Origin of the sequence: Pseudomonas abietaniphila (assembly GCF_900100795.1) — a bacterium.
GTDB lineage: Bacteria > Pseudomonadota > Gammaproteobacteria > Pseudomonadales > Pseudomonadaceae > Aquipseudomonas > Aquipseudomonas abietaniphila.
The window spans coordinates 109,754-134,941 of sequence record NZ_FNCO01000014.1; the positions used below are offsets into that span (position 1 = coordinate 109,754).

General features: G+C 57.9%; 21 protein-coding genes and 2 tRNA genes. 1 reads left to right on the forward strand and 22 read right to left on the reverse strand.

The genetic code is table 11. The annotated features are described in order from the left end of the window. Positions 1 to 14: 14 nt before the first annotated feature. The 18 genes from BLS87_RS23930 to rlmE all read right to left on the reverse strand — a co-directional run bounded on the left by BLS87_RS23930 (position 15) and on the right by rlmE (position 18,568). Entirely contained in the window at positions 15 to 638 is a 624-nt protein-coding gene (locus BLS87_RS23930; protein WP_244165893.1) for a response regulator transcription factor, read from the reverse strand. Continuing rightward, complete coding sequence (locus tag BLS87_RS23935) at positions 635 to 2,125, reverse strand: PAS domain-containing sensor histidine kinase (protein WP_074756355.1); 1,491 nt, start codon at positions 2,123 to 2,125, stop codon at positions 635 to 637. The genes BLS87_RS23930 and BLS87_RS23935 overlap by 4 nt, the downstream gene beginning before the upstream one ends. A gap of 411 nt (positions 2,126 to 2,536) precedes the next feature. Continuing rightward, on the reverse strand, positions 2,537 to 2,887 hold the full coding sequence (locus BLS87_RS23940) for a BON domain-containing protein (RefSeq protein ID WP_074756357.1): 351 nt from the start codon (positions 2,885 to 2,887) through the stop codon (positions 2,537 to 2,539). 297 nt (positions 2,888 to 3,184) lie between these two features. Beyond that, entirely contained in the window at positions 3,185 to 5,290 is a 2,106-nt protein-coding gene (pnp, locus tag BLS87_RS23945; protein ID WP_074756359.1) for a polyribonucleotide nucleotidyltransferase, read from the reverse strand. 208 nt (positions 5,291 to 5,498) lie between these two features. Continuing rightward, on the reverse strand, positions 5,499 to 5,768 hold the full coding sequence (rpsO, locus tag BLS87_RS23950; protein ID WP_046820615.1) for a 30S ribosomal protein S15: 270 nt from the start codon (positions 5,766 to 5,768) through the stop codon (positions 5,499 to 5,501). 151 nt (positions 5,769 to 5,919) lie between these two features. Beyond that, positions 5,920 to 6,837 carry a tRNA pseudouridine(55) synthase TruB gene (truB, locus tag BLS87_RS23955; protein ID WP_074756361.1) on the reverse strand — a complete coding sequence of 306 codons (918 nt, stop codon included), beginning with the start codon at positions 6,835 to 6,837 and terminating at the stop codon, positions 5,920 to 5,922. A gap of 4 nt (positions 6,838 to 6,841) precedes the next feature. Next, positions 6,842 to 7,243, reverse strand: coding sequence for a 30S ribosome-binding factor RbfA (gene rbfA, locus BLS87_RS23960; protein WP_074756363.1), 402 nt, complete (start codon positions 7,241 to 7,243; stop codon positions 6,842 to 6,844). Between the two features lie 156 nt (positions 7,244 to 7,399). After that, the gene (gene infB / locus BLS87_RS23965) at positions 7,400 to 9,934 is read right to left on the reverse strand and encodes a translation initiation factor IF-2 (protein ID WP_074756365.1); all 2,535 of its coding nucleotides are present in this window, start codon (positions 9,932 to 9,934) and stop codon (positions 7,400 to 7,402) included. Positions 9,935 to 9,961: 27 nt separating this feature from the next. Next, positions 9,962 to 11,443, reverse strand: coding sequence for a transcription termination factor NusA (gene nusA, locus BLS87_RS23970; protein ID WP_074756367.1), 1,482 nt, complete (start codon positions 11,441 to 11,443; stop codon positions 9,962 to 9,964). A gap of 47 nt (positions 11,444 to 11,490) precedes the next feature. Beyond that, positions 11,491 to 11,949: a ribosome maturation factor RimP gene (gene rimP / locus BLS87_RS23975; RefSeq protein WP_074756531.1), complete on the reverse strand. Its 459-nt coding sequence runs from the start codon at positions 11,947 to 11,949 to the stop codon at positions 11,491 to 11,493. A 129-nt stretch (positions 11,950 to 12,078) separates the two neighbouring features. Further along, positions 12,079 to 12,155, reverse strand: a tRNA-Met gene (locus tag BLS87_RS23980). 98 nt (positions 12,156 to 12,253) lie between these two features. Beyond that, positions 12,254 to 12,339, reverse strand: a tRNA-Leu gene (locus tag BLS87_RS23985). Positions 12,340 to 12,383: 44 nt separating this feature from the next. Further along, positions 12,384 to 12,767 (reverse strand): preprotein translocase subunit SecG, encoded by a 384-nt coding sequence (secG, locus tag BLS87_RS23990; protein ID WP_074756369.1) that lies wholly within the window; start codon positions 12,765 to 12,767, stop codon positions 12,384 to 12,386. A gap of 4 nt (positions 12,768 to 12,771) precedes the next feature. Then, the gene (gene tpiA, locus BLS87_RS23995; RefSeq protein ID WP_074756371.1) at positions 12,772 to 13,527 is read right to left on the reverse strand and encodes a triose-phosphate isomerase; all 756 of its coding nucleotides are present in this window, start codon (positions 13,525 to 13,527) and stop codon (positions 12,772 to 12,774) included. 66 nt (positions 13,528 to 13,593) lie between these two features. Then, a complete protein-coding gene (glmM, locus tag BLS87_RS24000) occupies positions 13,594 to 14,937 on the reverse strand; it encodes a phosphoglucosamine mutase (protein ID WP_074756373.1) in 1,344 nt (447 codons plus the stop codon). 15 nt (positions 14,938 to 14,952) lie between these two features. Further along, on the reverse strand, positions 14,953 to 15,804 hold the full coding sequence (folP, locus tag BLS87_RS24005) for a dihydropteroate synthase (protein ID WP_074756375.1): 852 nt from the start codon (positions 15,802 to 15,804) through the stop codon (positions 14,953 to 14,955). Positions 15,805 to 15,812: 8 nt separating this feature from the next. Continuing rightward, positions 15,813 to 17,723: an ATP-dependent zinc metalloprotease FtsH gene (gene ftsH / locus BLS87_RS24010; RefSeq protein ID WP_074756376.1), complete on the reverse strand. Its 1,911-nt coding sequence runs from the start codon at positions 17,721 to 17,723 to the stop codon at positions 15,813 to 15,815. A 191-nt stretch (positions 17,724 to 17,914) separates the two neighbouring features. Next, on the reverse strand, positions 17,915 to 18,568 hold the full coding sequence (gene rlmE, locus BLS87_RS24015; protein ID WP_074756378.1) for a 23S rRNA (uridine(2552)-2'-O)-methyltransferase RlmE: 654 nt from the start codon (positions 18,566 to 18,568) through the stop codon (positions 17,915 to 17,917). Positions 18,569 to 18,670: 102 nt separating this feature from the next. On the opposite strand from rlmE, the gene yhbY reads away from it, so the two are divergent. Continuing rightward, the gene (gene yhbY / locus BLS87_RS24020) at positions 18,671 to 18,979 is read left to right on the forward strand and encodes a ribosome assembly RNA-binding protein YhbY (protein ID WP_062390112.1); all 309 of its coding nucleotides are present in this window, start codon (positions 18,671 to 18,673) and stop codon (positions 18,977 to 18,979) included. A gap of 142 nt (positions 18,980 to 19,121) precedes the next feature. Here the strand turns inward: yhbY and greA are convergent, their stop codons facing one another. The 4 genes from greA to dapB form a co-directional block, all read right to left on the reverse strand. Further along, on the reverse strand, positions 19,122 to 19,598 hold the full coding sequence (gene greA, locus BLS87_RS24025) for a transcription elongation factor GreA (protein ID WP_074756533.1): 477 nt from the start codon (positions 19,596 to 19,598) through the stop codon (positions 19,122 to 19,124). 2 nt (positions 19,599 to 19,600) lie between these two features. Then, positions 19,601 to 22,822: a carbamoyl-phosphate synthase large subunit gene (gene carB, locus BLS87_RS24030; protein WP_074756380.1), complete on the reverse strand. Its 3,222-nt coding sequence runs from the start codon at positions 22,820 to 22,822 to the stop codon at positions 19,601 to 19,603. A gap of 128 nt (positions 22,823 to 22,950) precedes the next feature. Next, positions 22,951 to 24,087 (reverse strand): glutamine-hydrolyzing carbamoyl-phosphate synthase small subunit, encoded by a 1,137-nt coding sequence (carA, locus tag BLS87_RS24035; RefSeq protein WP_074756382.1) that lies wholly within the window; start codon positions 24,085 to 24,087, stop codon positions 22,951 to 22,953. Positions 24,088 to 24,380: 293 nt separating this feature from the next. Continuing rightward, a complete protein-coding gene (gene dapB, locus BLS87_RS24040) occupies positions 24,381 to 25,187 on the reverse strand; it encodes a 4-hydroxy-tetrahydrodipicolinate reductase (RefSeq protein WP_074756384.1) in 807 nt (268 codons plus the stop codon). Position 25,188 lies beyond the last annotated feature (1 nt).

The window sequence follows — 25,188 nt, forward strand, 5'->3', positions numbered from 1 at the left end:
GAGCTCTTCAATGTTCAGACCGCCGAGAGGGCCTGCGACATTTTCACGAGATCGGCGAAGGTGCGCGCCTGCATCTTCTTCATCGCGTGGCCACGATGGATCTTCACAGTGATCTCGCTCAAGCCCATTTCGGAGGCGATCTGCTTGTTCATCAGGCCTGTCACTGCGTAGGCCATCACTTCCTGCTCGCGAGCAGTGAGCGTTTGGTAGCGCGCCAGCAGACCAGCGGTCGCCTTGCCGGTCTCGCGACGCTTGCCATCGGCCTGCAGCGCCAGCGTTACAGCGTCGAGCAAGTCCTGTTCGCGAAAGGGTTTGACCAGAAAATCCAGTGCCCCGGCCTTCATCGCTTTGACCGACATGGCGATGTCACCGTGGCCGCTGACGAACACGATGGGCATCGCCACTTTCATCTCGGCCAGGCGCACTTGAAAGTCCAGGCCACTCTCGCCCTGCAGACGCACATCCAGAATCAGGCAGGCCGGAACGTCCTCGAACGGGTGCTGCAAGAAGTCCGCCCCGGAGGCGTACGTGTAGACGCGCATCCCGACAGAGCGCAACAGGCTGTCCAGCCCCGCGCGAATGGACGGGTCGTCATCGACCACGAAAACCACGGGACTCTGATCAACGGCGGTCGTCACGATACGTGCTCACAGGCGGGTAGAGAGAAGTTCAGCGCTGCGCCATGACCCAGGTCGCTCTCCGCCCATATGCGGCCGCCGTGAGCATCAATGATCGAACGGCAAATCGACAGGCCCATGCCCATCCCCTCTGGTTTGGTGGTGAAAAACGGATTGAACAGGCTGGGCAGGTTCTGCGTGGAAATGCCTGGCCCGTTGTCCTGCACGCGCAACGTTACGTCACCATTGGGTGCCGTGGTCAACGACACCAGAAGCGTCCGCTCCTTGCCGTGCATTCCGGACATGGCTTGCATGGCGTTCATCAACAGATTGATGATCACCTGCTGCAGTTGCACCTTGTCGCCTCTGACCCACATCGGCTCGCTGGCAGGCGTGAAGTCGAAATTGACGCGATGGCGCAGCACTTCCCTGCGCACCAGCGCAATCGACTCCAGCAACACGTCCTGCAGGTCAATCCGGATGTGTTTGGGGTCAGTCTTGCGCGACAACGCACGGATACGCCGAATGACCTCACTGGCGCGATGGGCTTCGCTCTTGATACGTTCGATTGCGCTGCGCACTTCGCCCAGGTCCGGGACATTACGATTCAGCCAGCGCAGGCCGGCCTCGGCGTTGGTGGTGACGGCTGACAACGGCTGATTCACTTCATGGGCGATGGACGCTGCCATCTCTCCCAACGTCGTGACGCGCGTGACATGAGCGAGCTGACTCTGCGAGCGATGCAGCGCCTCTTCAGCATTCTTGGACGCAGTGACATCCATCAGCGCGCCGATGTACTCGCAATCGCCCGACGCATCGTGCACCTGCTGGGCGAGCATGCGCACGAACTTGCAGGAACCATCCGTCATGAGCAGCCGGAATTCGGCTTCCATGTTCGCGTGGCGCGCATAGGCCTGCTCGATAAGGGATTTCAGATCGTCGGTGTCTTCGGGATGCGTGCGACCGATCATGTACTCCAGTGTCGGCTGCAGCTGTTCGTCGAACTGGAAAATGCGCCTCGCCTCGTCAGACCAGTACATCTCCGCGCTGGGCATTTTCAACCCGATGCTGCCGGTCTGGCTTAACCGTTGGGCACCGGCCAGAAACGCCTCGCTGCGATGGAGCAGTTGCACCTGCTCCTGCAACGCGTCCCGCGCGGCCTTGTTCTTCAACGCCAGGAACGCCGTGATCGCAATGGCGCACAGGCTGACCAGACACCGGGCGAAGGGTGGGACAAACAACTGCGGCCCATGAGAAAACAGGAACGCGGCCAGCGTCAACACGCCACAGGCCACCGAGACGAGCGCAACCCCGCGGCGGGAGAACAGATCTCCGGACATGAGAATGACCGCGACGTAGAGCACGGCAATGGCGACATCGAGCGAGCTGAGCCAGTCGATCAGGAAAATGATCAACGCGAGGATTACTGCGCCGAGTCTCAGTAGCCAGACGCTGGGCGAAACCTCAGCCTTGGTTGTAGCCGCAAGTGCGGCAGGGACAGTATTCATTGCGACCGTTTTGCCTTGTTTTGTAATCATTGGGATGGCAGCGCAAAGTAACGTTTCGCGAACGCTGAATGTCCGCGAAGGCCTGGCCCGTCACGACAACGGAGGCGAGGCCAGAATAGTCGTTTTTGTAGTGAATGCTTGTTGTTAAGACAAACGTGTCGACCGGGACACAAATATACGCAGGATTTATACGGGGAGACAGGCTAAGGCTTTAATTCGCGGGAAGTCTAGAGCAGATGTGCTTTATTGATGTGCTGCTTCAATCAGGTGGGCCTGAATAGAACAAGCCCCGACGCGAGCGCCAGGGCTTGTAATGGCCACATCCATATGGCCTTCGCATGAACCTTCAATCGATCAACCAACAGCCTCCCTGGCCGTCAATCGTCCGTTCTACTGGTTCCAGGAATCGAATTACTCAGCTTTCAGGCCGTCAGCCGAAACAGCTTTAACGCCTTTGATTTTCTTGGTGATAGCAACAGCGGTGGTTTTCTGCGATTCGGTGATCGCTACAGTCGACGACAGGGAAACCACGCCTTTGTTGGTTTCAACCTTGATGTCGGAGCCAGGAATGCCTTTCTCAGTCAGCAGGTCGGATTTGACCTTGGTGGTGATCCAGGTATCGGAAGTGGCTTCTTTGGTTTTTGCGACTTCATTTGCAGCGACCACCATCGGAGCTTGGGCAGAGGTCTGGGCCATGGCTACGTTTGCCATGGTCAGAGTCAGAGCAGTGGCGGTAGCGGCAGCAATAGCGAACTTCTTCATACGAGTAACTCCTGTTTTTCTCAGAATCTGCGCCAACCTCGTTGGTCGCAGGGTTACCGTATATATCGCAAGCGCTGTGCCAAACATGCGGATCAATATTTATCCATAAATATCAACAACTTATAAATTTGTGGATCCCGCTTGATCGTGCAGATTGCCCGTTTACAAAAAGTTCCGCTTGCAAGATGCATGTTCGGTACACGCAATGGGCGCTGGTTTTTGCGGTAACCCATTAATTGCACTCGAAAAAAAAGAGCCCCGAAGGGCTCTTTTCTATGCAGCATTGAAGGCGTGCGATTAAACGCCCGACGCCTTGGCAGCAGCGACGTCTTTGATCGAGAGCTTGATACGGCCGCGGTTGTCCACGTCCAGAACCAGCACTTCGACTTCCTGACCTTCTTTCAACACGTCGGTAACCTTCTCAACGCGAGCATCGCTCAGCATGGAGATGTGAACCAGACCGTCTTTGCCAGGCAGGATGTTGACGAATGCGCCGAAGTCGACGATGCGCTCAACCTTACCGACGTAGATCTTGCCGATCTCGGCTTCTGCGGTGATACCCAGAACGCGCTGACGTGCTGCCTCAGCCGCTTCCTTGGTTTCGCCGAAGATCTTGATCGAACCGTCGTCTTCGATGTCGATCGAGGCTTTGGTTTCTTCGCAGATGGCACGGATGGTCGCGCCGCCTTTGCCGATGACGTCGCGGATCTTGTCGGTGTCGATCTTCATGGCGATCATGGTCGGCGCGTTTTCCGACAGCTCGGTGCGCGACTGACCAATGATGGTGTTCATCTGACCGAGGATGTTCAGGCGAGCTTCCAGGGCCTGGCCCAGGGCGATCTCCATGATTTCTTCGGTGATGCCTTTGATCTTGATGTCCATCTGCAGCGCGGTCACGCCCTTGGCGGTACCGGCTACTTTGAAGTCCATGTCGCCGAGGTGGTCTTCGTCACCCAGGATGTCGGTCAGAACAGCGAACTTCTCGCCTTCTTTAACCAGACCCATGGCGATACCGGCAACCGGGGCCTTCATTGGCACGCCTGCATCCATCAAGGCCAGGGAAGCGCCGCAGACCGAAGCCATGGAGCTGGAACCGTTGGACTCGGTGATTTCCGACACCACACGAATGGTGTACGGGAACGCGTCAGCCGGTGGCAGCATCGCTTGAACCGAACGACGAGCCAGACGGCCGTGACCGATTTCGCGACGACCCGCGCCGCCCATACGACCACACTCGCCCACCGAGAACGGAGGGAAGTTGTAGTGCAGCATGAACGGGTCTTTTTTCTCGCCTTCCAGGGTGTCCAGCAGCTGTGCATCGCGGGCGGTACCCAGCGTTGCAACGACCAGCGCCTGGGTTTCACCACGGGTGAACAGAGCCGAACCGTGAGTCTTCGGCAGAACGCCGACTTCGATGTTCAGCGGACGTACGGTGCGAGTGTCGCGGCCGTCGATACGTGGCTTGCCGTTAACGATGTTTTCGCGAACGGTGCGGTATTCGATTTCGCCGAATGCAGCTTTGACTTCGGAAGCCGACGGGCTGCCTTCTTCAACCGCCAGTTTGGCAACGACCTGATCCTTCAGCTCGCCCAGGCGCGCATAGCGATCGGCCTTGACGGTGATGGTGTACGCCTCGGAGATGGCAGCGCCGAACTCGGAGCGGATAGCGCCCAGCAGCTCGGTGGCTTCAGCCTTCGGAGCCCAGGTCCAGGTTGGCTTGGCAGCTTCGGCGGCCAGCTCTTTGACAGCCTTGATAACCGACTGGAATTCGTCGTGGGCGAACAGGACTGCGCCCAACATCTGGTCTTCAGTCAGCTCTTTGGCTTCCGACTCAACCATCAGTACCGCTTCTTCGGTACCGGCAACGACCATGTCCAGGCTCGATGCTTTCAGTTGTTCGTAAGTCGGGTTCAACAGGTAACCGGTGCTTTCGTGGAAAGCAACGCGCGCGGCGCCGATTGGACCGTCGAACGGGATGCCCGAGATGGCCAGGGCAGCCGAGGTGCCGATCATCGCAGCGATGTCCGGATCGGTTTTCTTGCTGGTGGAAACGACGGTGCAGACAACCTGCACTTCGTTCATGAAGCCTTCAGGAAACAGGGGGCGGATCGGACGGTCGATCAGACGCGAGGTCAGGGTTTCTTTTTCGGAAGGACGGCCTTCACGCTTGAAGAAACCGCCAGGAATCTTGCCGGCAGCGTAGGTTTTTTCCTGGTAGTGAACGGACAGTGGGAAGAAGCCTTTGCCAGCGTCTGCTTGTTTGGCGCCGACCACAGTCACGAGAACGGTGACGTCGTCGTCAACGGTGACCAATACTGCACCAGAAGCTTGACGGGCGATGCGGCCTGTCTCCAGGGTTACGGTCGATTGACCGAATTGAAATTTCTTGATTACCGGGTTCACGGTTTCCTACCTTCTTTGTGGCACTTGGGGGAACTGGTTTCTTGCGAATTCTTGGGCAGTGAGGGGAATCGGCCCCTTCGTCAGTCCAGATAAAACGGGTGCAGATAAAACGTGTATCCAGATAAAACTTGAGGCTGGGAGCCTGCCCTACGCCGGTGGGAGACCCACAGACGTAAGACAGACAACCAACCTCTAGCGCAATCGCTGATTAGCGACGCAGACCCAGGCGACCGATCAGAGCGCTGTAACGGCTCACGTCTTTGCCTTTCAGGTAGTCCAGCAGCTTACGACGCTGGTTAACCATGCGGATCAGACCACGACGGGAGTGGTGATCTTTACCGTTGGCCTTGAAGTGACCTTGCAGTTTGTTGATGTTGGCGGTCAGCAGTGCAACTTGCACTTCTGGCGAACCAGTGTCACCAACGGCTTGCTGGTAGTCAGCAACGATTTGAGCTTTTTCTTGAACGTCGAGAGCCATGAGGCAATCCTTTTTATCAGGAAACTGTTTCAAAGAAACAGCTTCAACAGGCCAGGGACAAATCCCTGTATCTATAAGAGAGGAGTGACCGTGCCTGTTAACAGCCACCCTCTTACCGCCGCGTCAGGAACCCCCGACTCGACGGGTTCGGTCACTCTGACCGAATCAGTCGACGTGGCGCAATACGCCCGTCTTCACTCACTTCACCGATCCCGATGAAGCGACCTTCATGATCCTGCACCCGCACCATGCCAAACTTCGGCGCATCCGGGGCTCTGACTGGCTGACCGTGCAACCAGTAAAACGAACTGTGCTCGGAAAACTTCAACAGCGGCCAGTCGAGCAACCCACTGTCGGAAGGCATCAGGAAGCGATCAACCGCTTCATTACCACCTTCGGCGTGCACCGCTTCCAGCTCTTCCAGCGTGACCGTCTGGGCCAACGTGAAAGGTCCGGCTTGCGTGCGACGCAATTCGGCAACGTACGCGCCGCAGCCCAACTTCTCACCGATATCCTCCACCAGGGTACGAATATAGGTGCCTTTGCTGCAGTCGACGGCCAAACGTGCGGTCTCGCCTTCGCTTGCCAATAATTCCAGGCGCGCAATAGTAACAGAACGCGCTTCGCGCTCCACCACTTCCCCTGCCCGCGCCAACTTGTACAACGGCTGGCCATCACGTTTGAGCGCGGAGTACATCGGCGGTATCTGACTGATTTGGCCGCGAAATTCGGGCAGCACAGCCTCGATATCGGTGCGACCAACGGTCACCGGGCGCGTTTGCAAAACATCACCCTCGGCGTCTGCCGTGGTGGTGGTCTTGCCCAACTGCATCAGGGTTTCGTAACCTTTGTCGGAATCGAGCAGGTATTGAGAGAACTTGGTCGCCTCGCCAAAGCATAGCGGCAGTACGCCGGTGGCCAGTGGGTCGAGACTGCCGGTATGACCGGCCTTTTCCGCGTTAAGCAACCAGCGGACCTTTTGCAAGGCAGCGTTGGAGGTGAAACCCAGCGGCTTGTCGAGCAGGATGATGCCGCTGACATTGCGGCGAATGCGCTTGACCTGAGCCACGGCGTTATTCCTCCGAACCGTCTTGCTTGGCAGCGGATTCGTGCTGACCGTCTTCAGCCACGGCGCGCTCGATCAGCGCAGACAAATGCGCGCCACGGGCAACGCTTTCGTCATAGTGGAAGTGCAACTGAGGCACGCTGCGCAGCTTCATTTCACGTGCCAGCTGCATGCGCAGAAAGCCCGCTGCGGAGTTGAGCACCTTGATCGACTGTTTGATTTCTTCAGCGCTGTCTTCACCCATCACGGTGATGTAGACCTTCGCGTGGCCCACGTCACGGCTGACGTCGACGGCGGTGATCGTGACCAGACCCACGCGTGGGTCCTTGACTTCGCGACGGATCAGTTGAGCCAGCTCTCGCTGCATCTGATCGCCGATACGCTGGGTACGGCTGTATTCTTTTGCCATGTCTTGTTACCTGTCACCTACGGCAAAAAAGCCGTACGGTCTGAAAGCGGCAAACGCCCGGCCTGGCAGAAGCCGGACCGGGCGTTGCGTTTAGAGTCCATGGCTGGCGCCGGGCATTTGCATGCGACAACAACCATGACTCCTGAAGCTCGCGATTTAGAGGCTGCGAGCCACTTGGACCTTCTCGAAGACTTCGATCTTGTCACCGACCTTGACGTCGTTGTAGCTCTTGACGCCGATACCGCATTCCATGCCGGCACGCACTTCGGAAGCGTCATCCTTGAAGCGGCGCAGGGATTCCAGCTCGCCTTCGAAGATAACGATGTCTTCACGCAGTACGCGGATCGGACGGTTACGGAACACAACGCCTTCAATGACCATGCAACCGGCGATCGCACCGAACTTCGGCGAACGGAACACGTCGCGAACTTCGGCGATGCCCAGGATGTTCTCCCGGACGTCGCTGCCAAGCATGCCGGTGAGGGCTTTCTTGACGTCTTCGATGATGTCGTAGATGACGTTGTAGTAACGCATGTCCAGACCTTCCTGCTCGACAATCTTGCGCGCGCCAGCATCGGCACGCACGTTGAAGCCGAACAGTACAGCGTTGGAAGCCAGTGCCAGGTTGGCGTCGCTTTCGGTGATACCACCGACGCCGCCGCCCACTACACGCACTTGTACTTCGTCGTTGCCCAGGCCGTTCAAAGCACCCTGCAAAGCTTCCAGAGAACCGCGGACGTCGGATTTGAGGACTATATTGAGCGTCTTCTTCTCTTCCTGACCCATGTTCTCGAAGATGTTTTCCAGCTTGCCGGCGTGAGCACGGGCCAGCTTGACTTCACGGAACTTGCCTTGACGGAACAGAGCCACTTCACGGGCTTTCTTCTCGTCGGCAACCACGCTCATCTCGTCGCCAGCGTCCGGTGTACCGTCCAGGCCGAGAATCTCGACAGGGATGGAAGGACCGGCTTCCTTGATTGGCTTGCCGTTCTCGTCGAGCATGGCGCGAACGCGACCGTAGTTCGAACCGACCAGCACCATGTCGCCCTGACGCAGCGTACCGTCCTGAACCAGAACAGTGGCCACAGGACCGCGGCCCTTGTCCAGACGCGACTCAACCACGACGCCACGGCCAGGAGCCGATGGAGTGGCAACCAGTTCCAGCACTTCGGCTTGCAGCAGAACAGCTTCGAGCAGTTCGTCGACACCGGTACCGACTTTCGCCGACACAGGAACGAATGGAGTATCGCCACCCCACTCTTCGGACGTGACGCCGTGAACCGACAGTTCACTGCGGATACGGTCCAGGTCAGCGCCAGGCTTGTCGATCTTGTTCACCGCAACGACCAGCGGAACGCCAGCAGCAACAGCGTGCTGAACAGCTTCGATGGTCTGCGGCATCACGCCGTCGTCCGCTGCAACAACCAGGATCACGATGTCGGTAGCCTTGGCACCACGAGCACGCATTGCGGTAAACGCAGCGTGACCCGGGGTGTCGAGGAACGTCACCATGCCGCGCTCGGTTTCAACGTGGTACGCACCGATGTGCTGGGTAATACCACCGGCTTCGCCAGCGGCAACCTTGGCACGACGGATGTAGTCGAGCAGCGAGGTCTTACCATGGTCAACGTGACCCATGACGGTAACGACCGGCGCACGAGGAACAGTCTCACCTTCGAACTTCAGCGACTCGGCCAGGGAATCTTCCAGGGCGGTATCGCTGACCAGGGTCACTTTGTGGCCCAGTTCTTCAGCGACCAGCTGGGCAGTTTCCTGATCCAGAACCTGGTTGATGGTGGCCGGAGTGCCCAGCTTGAACATGAACTTGATGATTTCAGCAGCTTTGACCGACATCTGTTGAGCGAGATCGCCCACAGTGATGGTTTCGCCGATCTTCACTTCACGAACCACAGGACCGGTAGGGTTCTGGAAGCCGTGAGCATTGCGCTTCTTCAGCTTGGCCTTGCCACGACCGCCGCGACGGAAGCCATCGCTTTCTTCGTCGGTGGTGCGCGGAGCAACGCGTGGAGCCGGCGCTTTTTCCTTGACCGAAGCACGATGTGGAGCGTTTTTGCGCTCGCCATCGCCACCACTGCCACGACGATTGCTGTCGTCGTTACGTGGCTTGTCAGGACGACGCTGTTCGTCTTTCTTGCGAACGTCGGCCACCGGAGCAGGCGCTGCAGCGGGAACGTCCAGAACAGGCTCGGCCACCGGTTGTGCAACAGGCGCCGGGGAAGGCGCTGCCACAGCTTCAGCAGTTTGCGGAGCAGCAGCAGGCTGGCGGCGTGCTTCTTCTTCGGCACGCTGACGGGCTTCTTCTTCAGCCTTTTGACGGGCGGCATTTTCTACCGCACGGCGCTCGTCCTGCTCGCGCTTGCGCTCGGCTTCGATTTCTTCCGGGCTACGCTGTACAAAGACTTTTTTCTTGCGCACTTCAACGCTGATGCTCTTGCTGCCAGCAACACGCAGAGTACTGGTGGTTTTGCGCTGCAAAGTGATCTTGCGCGGTTCTTCCACTTTCGCCTTGTGACCGCTTTTCAGGTGCGTCAACAGGGCTTGTTTTTCGTTATCGGTCACAACTTGCTCGGCGGCGGTGTGCGGCAAACCTGCCTCACGCATCTGCTGTAACAGGCGCTCTACCGGTGTGTCGACCGTTTTGGCCAGTTCTTTCACCGTGACTTGCGTCATGCACTTCTCTCCTCAGGCCGCATCTACTTACTCGAACCAATGGGCTCGGGCGGCCATGATCAACTTGCCGGCACGATCATCGTCAATGCCGTCGATGTCGAGCAGATCGTCAATAGACTGCTCGGCCAGGTCTTCGCGGGTAATTACGCCGCGCACCGCCAGTTCCATCGCCAAATCCTTGTCCATACCCTCAAGCGAGAGCAGGTCTTCGGCCGGATGGGCGTCTGCCAGCTTTTCCTCAGTAGCGATGGCTTTAGTCAACAAGCGATCCTTGGCACGAGCGCGAAGCTCGTTGACGATGTCTTCGTCAAAGCCGTCGATGTTGAGCATTTCTTCCAACGGTACGTAGGCAATCTCTTCCAGGCTGGTGAAGCCTTCATCTACCAGTACCTGAGCAAGTTCTTCGTCGACTTCCAGCTCGTCGATGAAGTTGCGCAGGATGTCACCGGTTTCCGCTTGCTGCTTGGCCTGGATGTCCGATTCGGTCATTACGTTCAAGGTCCAGCCAGTCAACTGGCTCGCCAGACGCACGTTCTGACCGCCGCGACCAATCGCCTGGGCCAGATTGTCTGCGCCTACAGCGATGTCCATGGCGTGTGCGTCTTCATCAACGATGATCGCTGCCACTTCGGCAGGCGACATGGCGTTGATGACGAACTGTGCCGGGTTGTCGTCCCACAGCACGATATCCACACGCTCGCCGCCCAACTCGCCGGAAACTGCCTGGACACGCGAACCGCGCATGCCGATGCAAGCGCCTTGCGGGTCAATGCGTTTGTCCTTGGAGCGAACTGCGATTTTTGCACGCGAACCAGGGTCACGAGAGGCAGCCATCACCTCGATGAGACCTTCGGCAATTTCCGGAACTTCAATCCGGAACAGCTCGATCAGCATCTCTGGCGCGGTACGCGACAGGATCAGCTGAGGACCACGGTTTTCAGTGCGGATTTCTTTGAGCAATGCACGAACGCGGACACCGACACGGAAAGTTTCCCGGGAAATGATGTCTTCACGCGCCAGCAGCGCCTCGGCATTGTTACCCAAGTCGACGATGACATTGTCACGTGTAACTTTTTTAACAGTGCCGGAAATGATTTCGCCCAGGCGCTCACGATAAGCGTCTACGACTTGAGCGCGCTCGGCTTCGCGGACTTTCTGCACAATGACTTGCTTGGCAGTCTGAGCGGCGATGCGGCCGAATTCGATGGATTCGATTTTCTCTTCTACAACGTCGCCGACATTGGCGCCCGGATGCGTTTCGGCAACCTTGGTCGGCCAGGTTTCAATCGCAGGATCGTCAAGATCGTCTTCTTCGACAACCGTCCAGCGACGGAACGTCTCGTAGGCGCCCGTGTGGCGATTGATTTCCACACGAAGGTCAACTTCGTCTTCAAAACGCTTTTTAGTGGCCGTGGCCAAAGCGATTTCAAGCGCTTCAAAAATCACATCGGCCGGTACGCCTTTTTCATTCGATACCGACTCAACAACCAGCAGTACTTCTTTGCTCATCGTACGCCTCGCCTTTCGCAAGCCATTGGATCCGCGGGATCCGCGTCTCAGTCAAACGTGGGAATAATGTTGGCTTTGTCGATCAGATCGATCGGCAACAGGTATTCGTGATCTTCCACTTGCACCACGACATCCTGCTCCTCCACCCCGCGGAGAAGGCCTTGAAAGTTGCGTCGACCGTCGAAGGGCGAGCGCAGCTTTATCTTCACTTGTTCCCCGGCAAACGAGGCAAACTGTTCGATCGTGAACAGTGGGCGTTCCATGCCAGGAGAAGAAACTTCGAGCGTGTATTCGGAGCTGATCGGATCTTCTACATCCAGAACACCGCTGATCTGACGGCTGACGATGGCACAATCGTCCACCAGCACGCCGCCCTCTTTATCGATATAAACGCGCAACATTGAGTGACGACCCTGGGCCGAAAACTCGATACCCCAGCATTCATAGCCAAGGGCCACGACCACCGGGGCCAACAAGGCCTGCAACTGTTCTAGCTTGCTCGACACCTGAACCCCCTCGTGCATGCTGTGCAAATAAAAAATGGGCAAAGCGCCCATCATGAAAAACGCCGTCAACAGCGGCGTAATAAAGTGTCCAGCTAACAAAAAGCCCCTGAAAAGGGGCTCCGCTAAAACTGGTTGCGGGGGCTGGATTTGAACCAACGACCTTCGGGTTATGAGCCCGACGAGCTACCAGACTGCTCCACCCCGCGACAAAGCTGGGGCGGAAGTATACGACCGATCCCGATTTGGGTCAATCCGACACATCCACCTACAAGAAAGCCCGCTACTGCGGGCTGACTTGTTTAATTGGTACCGAGAAGGGGACTCGAACCCCTACACCCTATGGGCACAACCACCTCAAGGTTGCGTGTCTACCAATTCCACCACCTCGGCATTACAACTCTTTTTGCAGCCCAATATCGACTGCGAATCCTGTGTTACTTCTGCTCTGGAGCGGCAGGAACGTCAGCGGGTACAGCGGCTGGCTTCTGTTGCCCTTCCAGAACCGGAACATCATCTGCTGCCGGCTTTTGCTTAACTTCCAACACCGCTGGATTTGGCAAACCTACTTGAGTCAGCTGGTGAGCTTTCTCTTTAGCAAAGTAACCTAACCCTAAGCTAGTCATGAAGAAACAGGCGGCAAGTATAGCAGTAAACTTACTAAGAAAGGTAGAGGAACCTTGGCCTCCGAAGACAGTATTTGATGCACCTGCCCCGAACGACGCGCCAGCGTCCGCACCTTTACCCTGCTGCAGCAATACGAGAGCAACTACGCCCAAAGCGCCCAGCAGATGAAGAACGACTACGACTGTTTCCAGCATTTTTTCAGTTTCCCGCGGCGCGAATGATCGCACCGAACTCATCTGCATTCAGGGACGCTCCACCAATGAGCCCCCCATCGATATCCGGCATGCTGAACAGCTCGACCGCATTGGCCGCCTTCACGCTGCCGCCATATAGAAGACGCACACCTTGCGCGACTTCAGAATTCTTTTTCGCCAACTGCGCACGAATGGCTGCGTGCACTTCCTGCGCCTGCTCCGGCGAGGCAGTCAATCCGGTGCCAATGGCCCAGACCGGCTCGTAAGCAATTACCGCATTCACGAAAGCATCGATACCCAGCTCTTCGATGATGCTGTCGAGCTGTTGCCCGACAACTTCAAGCGTCTTGCCGGCTTCGCGCTGCTCCAGTGTCTCACCGACACACAGGATCGGCGTCAAACCAACTACCTGGGCTGCAGCAAACTTTCGGTTCAGGACCTCGTTGCCTTCGCCCATGATCTGGCGACGCTCAGAGTGCCCAACCAGCACCAGCTTACAACCTGCATCTTGCAACTGAGTCGGCGAGACTTCACCGGTCAATGCTCCCTGCCCGGCTTCGTGCGCACAGTTCTGTGCACCAACGAGAATTGACCGCCCTTTCAGGTGATCGAGCACCAAACCGATATGCAGACTTGTGGGAAATACCGCAACATCCACACCCTCGGGAATGGCCATCTTCGCCAAACCTTGGACCAGCTCAGCGACGCTGGCGCAGGTACCGTGCATTTTCCAGTTACCAGCTACCATAGGGCGACGCATGCTGTACCTCGTCGGTCAAAGTGGGCGCAGATGTTACCCAACAGTTTCAACACTGGCAAGCCGAAATCAGGCGCAAACTTCAGCAACCAGTTTTGCGAGTTCGTCGGCGTAGCCAGCGACCAGTGTTTCGTCCTCACCTTCAACCATCACACGCACCAGCGGTTCGGTGCCGGACTTGCGCAGCAGCACGCGACCACGACCACCCATGGCCGCCGTCACGCGCTCACACGCTTCCTTGACCGCAGGGTGCTGAACTGGGTCCACACCGCCGCCCTCAAAGCGCACGTTGACCAACACCTGCGGGCATTTTTTCAGTCCTTGACGAGACTCCGCCAGGCTCTGCCCCGAGCGCTTCAGCGCCAGCAGCACCTGCAACGCAGCGATGATCGCATCACCGGTCGTGGTGTGCTGGAAGCAGACGACGTGACCCGAATTTTCACCACCGACCTGCCAGTTACGCTCCAGCAATTCGGCGATGACATAGCGGTCACCCACATTGGCCCGCACGAATGGAATGCTCAGGTCGGCGAGCGCCAGCTCAAGGCCCAGATTGCTCATCAGAGTGCCCACGACGCCGCCCTGCAACCGGCCACGCTCGTGCAGATCTCGGGCGATGATGTAAATCAATTCATCCCCGTCGACGATAGCCCCGGTGTGATCGACCATCAGGACGCGATCACCATCGCCATCGAAGCCAATGCCCAGATCGGCCTTCTCGGCAACGACAGCCGCCTGCAGAGCACCCATATGGGTCGAACCACAGTCATCGTTGATGTTCAGCCCGTTGGGCGCAGCCGACAGCACCGTCACCTGCGCACCCAACTCCCGGAACACGTTTGGAGCCACCTTGTAGGTCGCGCCATGGGCGCAATCGACCACAATCCTGAGCCCTGAAAAACTGGTGCTGGTCGGCACGCTGCTTTTGCAGAATTCAATGTAGCGGCCTGCCGCATCGTTGATCCGGGACACCTTACCGAGATGCTCAGACTCCGCCACCGTCATCGGCGCATCGAGCAACTCCTCAATCATCATTTCGACCTCATCAGGGAGCTTGGTGCCTTTCCCGGAAAAGAACTTGATGCCGTTATCGTAATGCGGGTTGTGTGACGCACTGATCACGATGCCCGCTTGCGCTTGAAAGGTGCGGGTCAGGTAGGCGATCGCAGGTGTCGGCATTGGACCGAGCAACATGACGTCTGCGCCGGCCGCGGACAATCCAGCCTCAAGCGCAGACTCGAACATGTAACCCGATATGCGAGTGTCCTTGCCTACCAGGATGCGGCACGCGCCCATCTTGCGAAATGCCATCCCGGCGGCCCAGCCCAGCTTGAGCATGAAATCAGGGGTGATGGGGAATTGACCTACACGACCGCGAATGCCGTCGGTTCCGAAATATTTCTTAGTACTCATGGGTGCTCCAGATTCTTATTCTGCCGATTCAACAGCGGAAATCATGCGGACGACATCGACGGTTTCAGGGACATCGTGCACACGCAAGATTCGCGCGCCCTTGATCATGGCCATCCCCGCCAGCGCGAGCGCGCCGTAAAGCCGCTGATCAACGGGCTTATCCAGGACTTTGCCGATCATACTCTTGCGTGAGACGCCAACCAGCAGCGGCCGACCCAACGCGTGCAGGGCCTCCATATGCTTGAACAGACTCAGGTTGTGCTCCAGCGTTTTGGCGAACCCGTAACCGGGGTCGAGGATAATCTTCTCTCTCGCAATGCCCGCAGCGATACAGGCGTCCATCCGCTCCCTGAGGAACGAACTGACCTCACCCAACAGATCGTCATACCGAGGATCGTTCTGCATGTCCGTCGGTTCGCCACGCATGTGCATCAGGCACACCGGCAATCCGGTCGCCACTGCCGCGTCCAGGGCACCGTCACGCTGCAACGAGCGCACATCGTTGATCAGGCCTGCACCCAGGCGCGCCGTCTCACGGATGACCGCGGGCGTTGAAGTGTCCACCGAAATAATGACATCCAGCTCACGACTGATCGCTTCAACGATCGGCGCAACGCGCTCCAATTCTTCGACCGAGGAAACCGTACGCGCACCGGGCCGCGTGGACTCACCTCCGACATCGATCAGCGTCGCGCCTGCATTAACCATGGCCTCAGCGTGTCGCAGAGCCAGATCACGCTGTGCGAAACGACCGCCATCGGAGAACGAATCAGGGGTGATATTGAGGATTCCCATGACATGCGTCCGGGATAAATCAAGAACCCGGTTGCCGCAAGGCAACCGGGTTGGGTACAGCGCAGAAGTCATGTCAGGCCTTAGTGGTCAGCAGCAGGGCCGCCAATCGGAGTTTCAGGGCGTGGACCCGCTGGAGCGGTAGGCGTACCGGACGCACCGGAGCCACCTTCCCAGTCACGCGGTTCGCGAGGTGTGCGACCCGCCATGATGTCATCGATCTGCTCAGCGTCGATGGTCTCGTACTTCATCAGCGCATCGGCCATCGCGTCCAGCTTGTCGCGATTGTCCGTCAGGATCTGCTTGGCGGTGCCATAGCACTGATCAATGATGCTGCGCACTTCAGAGTCGATCATGCGAGCGGTGTCTGCCGACAGACTGGCGTTTTGACCGCCGCCGCCCCGACCCAGGTAACCGCCGTCTTCATCTTCCGAGTACATCAGAGGACCCAGCTTCTCGGACAGGCCCCACTTGGTGACCATGTTCCGGGCGATCTGACTGGCCCGCATGATGTCGTTGGATGCGCCGGTGGTGACACCGTCGAAGCCCAGCGTCATCTCTTCAGCGATACGGCCACCGTAAAGCGAACAGATCTGACTGATCAGCGCACGCTTGGAAAGGCTGTAACGGTCTTCCTCAGGCAGGAACATCGTCACACCCAACGCGCGACCACGCGGAATGATCGAAACCTTGTAGACCGGATCGTGCTCGGGCACGACACGACCAACGATCGCGTGACCCGCCTCGTGATAAGCCGTGTTCTGCTTCTCTTTCTCGGACATGACCATGGATTTGCGCTCGGCGCCCATCATGATCTTGTCCTTCGCCAGCTCGAATTCCTTCATTTCAACGATGCGCTTACCGACACGGGCGGCAAACAGCGAAGCCTCGTTGACCAGGTTCGCCAGATCAGCACCGGAGAAACCTGGAGTACCACGCGCGATGACCGCCGGATTGACGTCGTCACCCATTGGCACTTTGCGCATGTGGACTTTGAGAATCTGTTCACGACCGCGGATGTCCGGCAGACCGACCACAACCTGACGGTCGAAACGGCCCGGACGCAGCAACGCAGGGTCCAGAACGTCAGGACGGTTGGTTGCGGCGATGACGATGATGCCGTCGTTCATCTCGAAGCCGTCCATCTCCACCAGCAACTGGTTGAGGGTCTGCTCACGCTCATCGTGACCGCCGCCCATGCCGGCGCCACGGTGACGACCGACCGCATCGATTTCGTCGATGAAGATGATGCAAGGTGCATGTTTCTTGGCTTGCTCGAACATGTCACGAACGCGGCTTGCGCCGACGCCCACGAACATCTCGACAAAGTCAGAACCGGAAATAGTGAAGAACGGCACTTTCGCTTCACCGGCAATCGCCTTGGCCAGCAAGGTCTTACCGGTACCCGGAGGACCGACCATCAAGACGCCGCGCGGAATGCGACCGCCCAAGCGCTGGAATTTGCCCGGATCACGCAGAAACTCTACGAGTTCGCCCACTTCTTCCTTGGCTTCGTCGCAACCTGCAACGTCAGCCAGCGTTGTCTTGACCTGATCTTCGGAGAGCAGACGCGCTTTGCTCTTGCCGAAACTCATCGGCCCGCCCTTGCCTCCCGCGCCACCTTGCATCTGGCGCATGAAGAACATGAAGACAGCAATAATGACAAGGATCGGGAAGCTGGCGACCAGCAACTGAGTCCAGATACTTTGCTGCTCAGGCTGTTTGCCTTCGATCACGACATTGTTGTCGACCAGATCACCGATCAGGCCGTTGTCCTGGATCGCCGGACGAATGGTCTTGAAGGTATCGCCGTCGCTGCGTTTACCCGTGATGACGTAACCGTCAACGGCAACTTTCTCGACCTTGCCATCCTTAACTTGCTGGATGAACTCGGAGTAGTTGAGGGTCTGCGGCTCGTTCGGGCTGGAGAAGTTGTTCATCACCGTCACAAGGACCGCAGCGATGATCAACCACAGGATCAAATTCTTTGCCATATCGTTCAATTAGCTACCCTCTGAAGCAAGCTCCACGCTGGAGCGTGCCTCGCATGATATTCACCGGCCTAACTTACTACAGATCCTACAGGTGTGGCAGGCGGCGTCTGTAACCCTTTGTGAAACTTTGACTACAAGATGTTCGTTATGCTTCACGAATAAAGCCATTTGAAAAAAGCTATCGGCTGACCTCAAAGGCGCTCATCGCTCGCCGAACCTTCGATCCCGCGGAACCCACGACCCAGCAGATATTGCTCTCTGGAACGATCGCGCGATGACAACGGCTTGCGCATCTGGACCTTCTCGAACAGCTTGCGAATATCCTTGTGGTACACATCGAAGCCTTCACCCTGGAAGACCTTGATCAAAAAATCACCACCTGGACGCAGAACCCGACCTGCGAGATCGAGCGCCAATTCACAAAGGAACATGGCGCGTGGCATATCCACAGCGCTCAATCCACTCATATTGGGGGCCATATCGGAAATCACAAGGTCTACTTGAGTATTACCGACCGCTTCCAGGATTTGCGCGAGCACCGCATCTTCAGTGAAATCCCCTTGGATAAAGGTCACATCGGGGATGCTGTCCATTTCAAGGATGTCGGATGCAATCAAACGGCCTTGACCACCAATCAGACGACTGGTCACCTGTGACCATCCACCCGGCGCTGCGCCGAGGTCGATGACGGTCATGCCCGGACGAATGATCTTGCCCTTCTCCTGGATCTCCAGAAGCTTGTAACTGGCACGGGAACGGTAGCCATCTTTCTGTGCCATTTTGACGTACTTGTCGTCGAAATGTTCTCTCAGCCAGTTATGGCTGCTCTTGGAACGCTGCGCCACGGGGCACCTCGATGATATGCGTCGTGATTAACTGGGCGGAGCCACGAGCCCTCGGGTAAAATGGCCGCCAATTTTACAGAATCAGACGAAAAGGGTCAGATTATGCCGCTCACTAACGAGCAGAAGAAACAGTACAAATCCATTGGACATGACCTGAAGCCGGTCCTGATGGTTGCCGGCAACGGCCTGAGTGAGGGCGTGCTGGCCGAGCTTGATCGCGCTTTGGTCGATCATGAACTGATCAAGGTTCAGATCAAGCTGGAAGATCGCGATGACCGCCGTGCCGTCATCGAAGAACTGTGCAAACAAGGTCGCGCGGAGCTGGTGCAGACCATCGGCAAGATGGCGCTGATCTACCGCAAGAACCCACAGCCTAACAAACAGCTGTCGAACATTCACCGCTACAAGTAAGGGTGAACCCTGTCAGGGGCGCGGATTGCGCGCCCTGACCGGAACCACCTGATCATCAGCAAGAAGCAGCACTTCCACCACTTCCCACCCGAACCCGCTCGCTGTCGGAAGCCGCCCTTTGGACGACCTCCCCACGCACCGGTCAGATGTGCTTGACCTCGACAATCTCGTACTCGATCACACCGCTTGGCGTTTTCACGGCCACCACATCACCCTCTTCCTTGGCGATCAAGGCACGGGCGATGGGCGAGCCGACGGAGATCTTGCCCAGCTTGATGTCAGCCTCATCTTCACCCACGATCTGATAGGTCACGCTTTCATCAGTCTCAACGTTGGCGATTTCCACGGTGGAACCAAAAATCACCTTACCGGTGTGCGCGATCGTCGTGACGTCGATGACCACAGCGTTCTGCATGCGGCCCTCGATATCACGGATCCGTGCCTCCACCATACCCTGCTGCTCGCGGGCAGCATGGTATTCGGCGTTTTCCTTCAGGTCACCCAACTCACGCGCAGTACCGATGTCCTGGCTGAGCTTTGGGCGAATCACTTTGGTCAGATGGGTCAGTTCTTCTTCCAGGGCGCGAGCGCCCTGAACGGTCATCGGATATTTGGTAATGCTCATGCTTTCAATCCTGCATGCAGATCCTGCAAGCGGCGAACGGTTTTTTCAGGACCGAACTTCAGCGCTTCACAGATGGCCTCGCCCGCGGCAATGGTGGTGGTGCAGTAAATCTTGTGCTGCAAGGCGTTGCGACGAATGGAATAAGAATCCGCGATCGACTGGCGACCTTCAGTGGTGTTAATGATCAACGTCACTTCGTCGTTCTTGATCATATCGACCACGTGAGGACGGCCCTCCGTCACCTTGTTCACGCGACGAACCTTCAGACCCGCCGCTTCGATGATGCGGGCAGTACCGGCCGTTGCGACGACTTCAAAACCGAGCTCGATCAGGTTGCGGGCCACGCCTGCCACCAATGGCTTGTCGTCGTCACGCACGCTGATAAAGGCTGTACCGCCCGTTGGCAATACTTCGCTGGCGCCCATCTGGGCCTTGGCGAAGGCTTCGCCGAAGGTGTCACCGACACCCATGACTTCACCGGTCGACTTCATCTCTGGCCCGAGGATCGGGTCAACACCAGGGAATTTGGCAAACGGGAACACTGCCTCTTTCACGCTGTAGAAGTTCGGAATGATTTCCTTGGTGAAGCCCAGCTCTTTCAGGGTCTTACCCGCCATGACGCGAGCCGCGATCATGGCCAGGGAGACACCGATGCACTTGGAAACGAACGGCACGGTGCGCGAGGCACGGGGGTTCACTTCGATCACGTAGATGTCTTCGCCCTGCAGTGCCAGCTGGACGTTCATCAGACCGACAACGCCGAGCTCCAGGGCCATTTTCTTGACCTGCTCACGCATCTCGTCCTGGATGTGCGCAGGCAGCGAGTACGGCGGCAGCGAGCACGCAGAGTCACCGGAGTGAACACCCGCTTGCTCGATATGCTGCATGATTGCGCCAATGACGACATCGGTGCCATCGCATACAGCATCCACGTCCATTTCAATGGCGCAGTTGAGGAAGTGGTCCAGCAGCACCGGGCTGTCGTTGGACACTTGAACCGCTTCACGCAGGTAGCGCTTGAGCTCTTCTTCTTCGTAGACGATTTCCATCGCACGACCGCCCAGTACGTAGGACGGACGAACCACCAGCGGGTAGCCAATCTTCGCCGCAGCACGAATCGCTTCGTCTTCGCTGCGCACCGTGGCATTTGGCGGCTGACGCAGGTTCAGACGCTCAACCATCTGCTGGAAGCGCTCGCGGTCTTCAGCGCGGTCAATGGCATCAGGGCTGGTGCCGATGATCGGCACGCCGGCTGCTTCCAATGCACGTGCCAGCTTCAACGGCGTCTGGCCGCCGTACTGGACGATCACGCCTTTCGGCTTCTCGACGCGGACGATTTCCAGCACGTCTTCCAGGGTTACCGGCTCGAAGTACAGGCGATCGGAGGTGTCGTAATCGGTGGATACGGTTTCCGGGTTGCAGTTGACCATGATGGTCTCGTAACCGTCGTCGCGCAGCGCCAGTGCCGCATGCACGCAGCAGTAGTCGAACTCGATGCCCTGACCGATACGGTTAGGACCGCCACCCAGGATCATGATCTTGTCGCGGGTCGACGGATTGGCTTCGCACTCTTCTTCGTACGTGGAGTACATGTACGCAGTGTCGGTGGCGAATTCGGCCGCGCAGGTATCAACGCGCTTGTAGACCGGCAGCACGTCCAGCTTATGACGGTGCGTGCGCACGCTCTTCTCGGTGACGCCCAGCAGCTTGGCCAGACGCGCGTCGGAGAAGCCCTTGCGCTTGAGACGGAACATCACGTCGCGGTCAATGGCCGACATGCCCATGGTCTTGACCTTCTCTTCTTCCTTGATCAGATCTTCGATCTGAACCAGGAACCAAGGGTCGATCATGTTCATGCCGAAGATCTGCTCGACGGTCATGCCTGCACGGAAAGCGTCAGCCACATACCAGATACGCTCGGCGCCCGGCACGGTCAGCTCGCGCTTGAGGATGCTCGCGCTTTCAGGGTTGCTCAGATCCAGTTTCGGATCGAGGCCGCTCACACCGACTTCCAGGCCGCGCAGGGCTTTCTGAAGGGATTCCTGGAAGGTACGACCGATGGCCATGACTTCACCGACAGACTTCATCTGGGTGGTCAGGCGTGCGTCGGCCTTGGAGAATTTTTCGAACGCGAAGCGTGGCAGCTTGGTCACGACGTAGTCGATGGACGGCTCGAACGAGGCAGGCGTTTTGCCGCCGGTGATGTCGTTTTGCAGCTCGTCCAACGTGTAACCCACTGCCAGCTTGGCCGCGACCTTGGCGATCGGGAAACCGGTGGCCTTGGAAGCCAGCGCCGAGGAACGGGAAACGCGCGGGTTCATCTCGATCACGACCATACGGCCAGTGTCCGGGCAAATACCGAATTGAACGTTGGAGCCGCCGGTTTCAACACCGATCTCGCGCAGGACCGCCAGCGAGGCGTTACGCAGGATCTGGTATTCCTTGTCGGTCAGGGTCTGCGCAGGAGCAACGGTGATGGAGTCACCGGTGTGGACACCCATCGGGTCGAAGTTCTCGATGGAGCAGACGATGATGCAGTTGTCCTTTTTGTCGCGGACCACTTCCATCTCATACTCTTTCCAGCCGATCAGGGATTCGTCGATCAGCAGCTCTTTGGTTGGAGACAGATCCAGACCGCGGGCGCAGATTTCTTCGAACTCTTCACGGTTGTACGCGATGCCACCACCTGTGCCGCCCATGGTGAAGGACGGACGAATAATGCACGGGAAGCCCAGTGTTTCGAGGACCGCATTGGCCTCTTCCATGCTGTGGGCGATGCCGGAGCGCGGGCATTCCAGACCAATGGCTTTCATGGCCTTGTCGAAACGCGAGCGGTCTTCAGCCTTGTCGATGGTGTCAGCGTTGGCACCGATCATTTCTACGCCGAACTTCTCCAGAACGCCTTCGCGCTCCAGATCTAGCGCGCAGTTCAGAGCAGTCTGGCCGCCCATGGTTGGCAGCAAGGCGTCCGGACGCTCCTTCTCGATGATCTTGGCGACGGTCGCCCATTTGATCGGCTCGATGTAGGTGGCGTCGGCCATGGACGGGTCGGTCATGATGGTGGCCGGGTTGGAGTTCACCAGGATGACGCGGTAGCCCTCTTCGCGCAGGGCTTTACAGGCCTGGGCGCCGGAGTAGTCGAATTCACAGGCCTGGCCGATCACGATCGGGCCAGCGCCAAGAATCAGGATGCTTTTAATGTCTGTACGTTTTGGCATGGGTTGTCACTCGAATCCTGTGTCAGTCGGCAAGCCGTCTTGAACATTCTCTGAGGTGGCCGGGCGAGCTGTCGGATCTGATCCGGCTCGCCGCAGTCACCTGCTCGCTACAGTCGCAAGTCAGCCGCTTAGCGGCGCTTGGCCATGGCTGTGATGAAGCGATCAAACAGCGGCGCGACATCGTTCGGGCCCGGGCTCGCTTCAGGGTGACCCTGGAAGCTGAACGCTTCCTTGTCGGTGCGCTCGATACCCTGCAAGGTGCCGTCGAACAGCGACTTGTGGATGGCGCGCACGTTGCTCGGCAAGGTGCTTTCGTCCACCGCGAAACCGTGGTTCTGGCTGGTGATCATGACCACGCCAGTGTCCAGATCTTGAACCGGGTGGTTGGCACCGTGGTGACCGTGACCCATCTTGACGGTCTTGGCACCGGAAGCCAGCGCCAGCAACTGGTGACCCAGGCAGATGCCGAACACCGGAATCTCGGTCTGCAGCACGTCCTTGATCGCCTGAATCGCGTAGTCGCAAGGCTCAGGATCGCCAGGGCCGTTGGACAGGAACACACCATCGGGATTCAGCGCGAGCACTTCGCTGGCAGGCGTCTGGGCCGGCACCACGGTCACGCGGCAACCGCGCTCTACCAGCATGCGCAGGATGTTGGTCTTGACGCCGTAGTCGTAGGCAACCACGTTGTACGGCAGATCAGCAGCGGCGATCTCTGGATGGCTGTCGGTTTTCAAACTCCAGACGCTGGAACGCCACTCATAGCTTTGCTTGGTGCTGACTTCTTTCGCCAGATCCATGCCTTTCAGGCCCGGGAAGCCGCGCGCTGCTGCGATAGCGGCTTCTTCGGAAATGTTGTCGCCGGCCATGATGCAGCCGTTTTGCGCACCTTTCTCACGCAGAATGCGGGTCAGGCGACGCGTGTCGATGCCGGCAATGGCGACGACGTTGTTGGCTTTCAGATAGTCAGCCAGGGACATCTTGTTACGCCAGTTGCTCGCTACCAGCGGCAGGTCACGAATCACCAAGCCCGCCGACCACACGCGGTCGGACTCGGCGTCTTCTGGCGTGGTGCCAGTGTTGCCGATGTGAGGGTAAGTCAGGGTGACGATTTGCTGGGCATAGGAAGGATCGGTAAGGATTTCCTGATAGCCGGTCATTGCGGTGTTGAACACCACCTCACCAACGGTTTGACCGTCGGCTCCAATGGCTTCGCCGCGAAAAATGCTGCCATCAGCAAGGGCGAGTATGGCTGGCTTAGTCAAGAAGACCTCCCGTAATAAAGCCTGAAAGGGCGATCGCAGGTTGTAAAAAAGCGGAATGACGTATAGACACGTCACCCCGCTTTTTTTCATCGAATTATCTGCGCGCTTTTAGTGGACACACTAAAGCTGTAGGTTACAGAAAAAGGCTTTTTTAATCCACCGCTAAAACGCCTTAAAGGCAGAGGAATGCGACAGGACATCGCGTAGCGGGTCAAAACTGCGGGCAGGATACAGGTAAAACACCCTTCCTGCCCGCATTGTTGCGCACCAGACCGCGTGAAACGAACCGTTGATCAGCGAAGGTCGAGCACGTCCTGCATGTCGTACAGGCCCGCGGATTTGCCATCAAGCCAGAGCGCAGCACGCACTGCGCCCTTGGCAAAAGTCATGCGGCTGGACGCCTTGTGCGTAATCTCCAGACGCTCCCCCTCGGCGGCGAACAGCACGGTGTGATCGCCTACGACGTCACCGCCACGCACAGTGGCGAAGCCGATCGTTTCGCGCTCACGGACACCCGTGTAACCCTCACGACCGTAGACGGCGACTTTGCTCAGATCGCGACCCAAGGCATTGGCAACGACCTCACCCATACTGACCGCCGTACCCGACGGCGCGTCGACCTTGTTGCGGTGATGAGCTTCGATGATCTCGATGTCGGCATCCTCACCCATCACTCGCGCCGCCAGATCCAGCAACTTGAACGACAGGTTCACACCGACACTGAAATTGGACGCAAAGACGACAGGGATATCCCGGCTCGCGTCCACCAGCAGGTGCTTTTGTTCGACGCTCAAGCCAGTGGTACCAATGACCATCGCCTTGCCCGCCTTGCGGCAGAACGCCAGGTTTTTCAGCATGACGTCCGGCAAGGTGAAGTCGATCAGCACGTCGAACTCGTCGACGACCTGCTCCAGATTACCAGTCAACTGCACGCCGATCCGCCCCAGTGACGCGAGTTCGCCGGCGTCGGCACCGATCATCGTGCTGCCGGGACGCACGATTGCCGCTGTCAGTCCGGTGAGCGGCGCACGATCCTGCACCGCCTCGATCAGGTTCTTGCCCATGCGCCCGGCGGCGCCCATCACAGCAATGCGTCGCATG

Coding starts and splice junctions, on each gene's coding strand:
- BLS87_RS23935 (WP_074756355.1), bottom strand. CDS start 2,125: ATGAATACTGTCCCTGCCGCACTTGCGGCTACAACCAAGGCTGAGGTT.
- BLS87_RS23940 (WP_074756357.1), bottom strand. CDS start 2,887: ATGAAGAAGTTCGCTATTGCTGCCGCTACCGCCACTGCTCTGACTCTG.
- rpsO (WP_046820615.1), bottom strand. CDS start 5,768: ATGGCTCTCGACGTTCAAGAAAAAGCTCAAATCGTTGCTGACTACCAG.
- rbfA (WP_074756363.1), bottom strand. CDS start 7,243: ATGGCAAAAGAATACAGCCGTACCCAGCGTATCGGCGATCAGATGCAG.
- infB (WP_074756365.1), bottom strand. CDS start 9,934: ATGACGCAAGTCACGGTGAAAGAACTGGCCAAAACGGTCGACACACCG.
- nusA (WP_074756367.1), bottom strand. CDS start 11,443: ATGAGCAAAGAAGTACTGCTGGTTGTTGAGTCGGTATCGAATGAAAAA.
- secG (WP_074756369.1), bottom strand. CDS start 12,767: ATGCTGGAAACAGTCGTAGTCGTTCTTCATCTGCTGGGCGCTTTGGGC.
- tpiA (WP_074756371.1), bottom strand. CDS start 13,527: ATGCGTCGCCCTATGGTAGCTGGTAACTGGAAAATGCACGGTACCTGC.
- glmM (WP_074756373.1), bottom strand. CDS start 14,937: ATGAGTACTAAGAAATATTTCGGAACCGACGGCATTCGCGGTCGTGTA.
- folP (WP_074756375.1), bottom strand. CDS start 15,804: ATGACTTCTGCGCTGTACCCAACCCGGTTGCCTTGCGGCAACCGGGTT.
- ftsH (WP_074756376.1), bottom strand. CDS start 17,723: ATGGCAAAGAATTTGATCCTGTGGTTGATCATCGCTGCGGTCCTTGTG.
- yhbY (WP_062390112.1), top strand. CDS start 18,671: ATGCCGCTCACTAACGAGCAGAAGAAACAGTACAAATCCATTGGACAT.
- carB (WP_074756380.1), bottom strand. CDS start 22,822: ATGCCAAAACGTACAGACATTAAAAGCATCCTGATTCTTGGCGCTGGC.
- dapB (WP_074756384.1), bottom strand. CDS start 25,187: ATGCGACGCATTGCTGTGATGGGCGCCGCCGGGCGCATGGGCAAGAAC.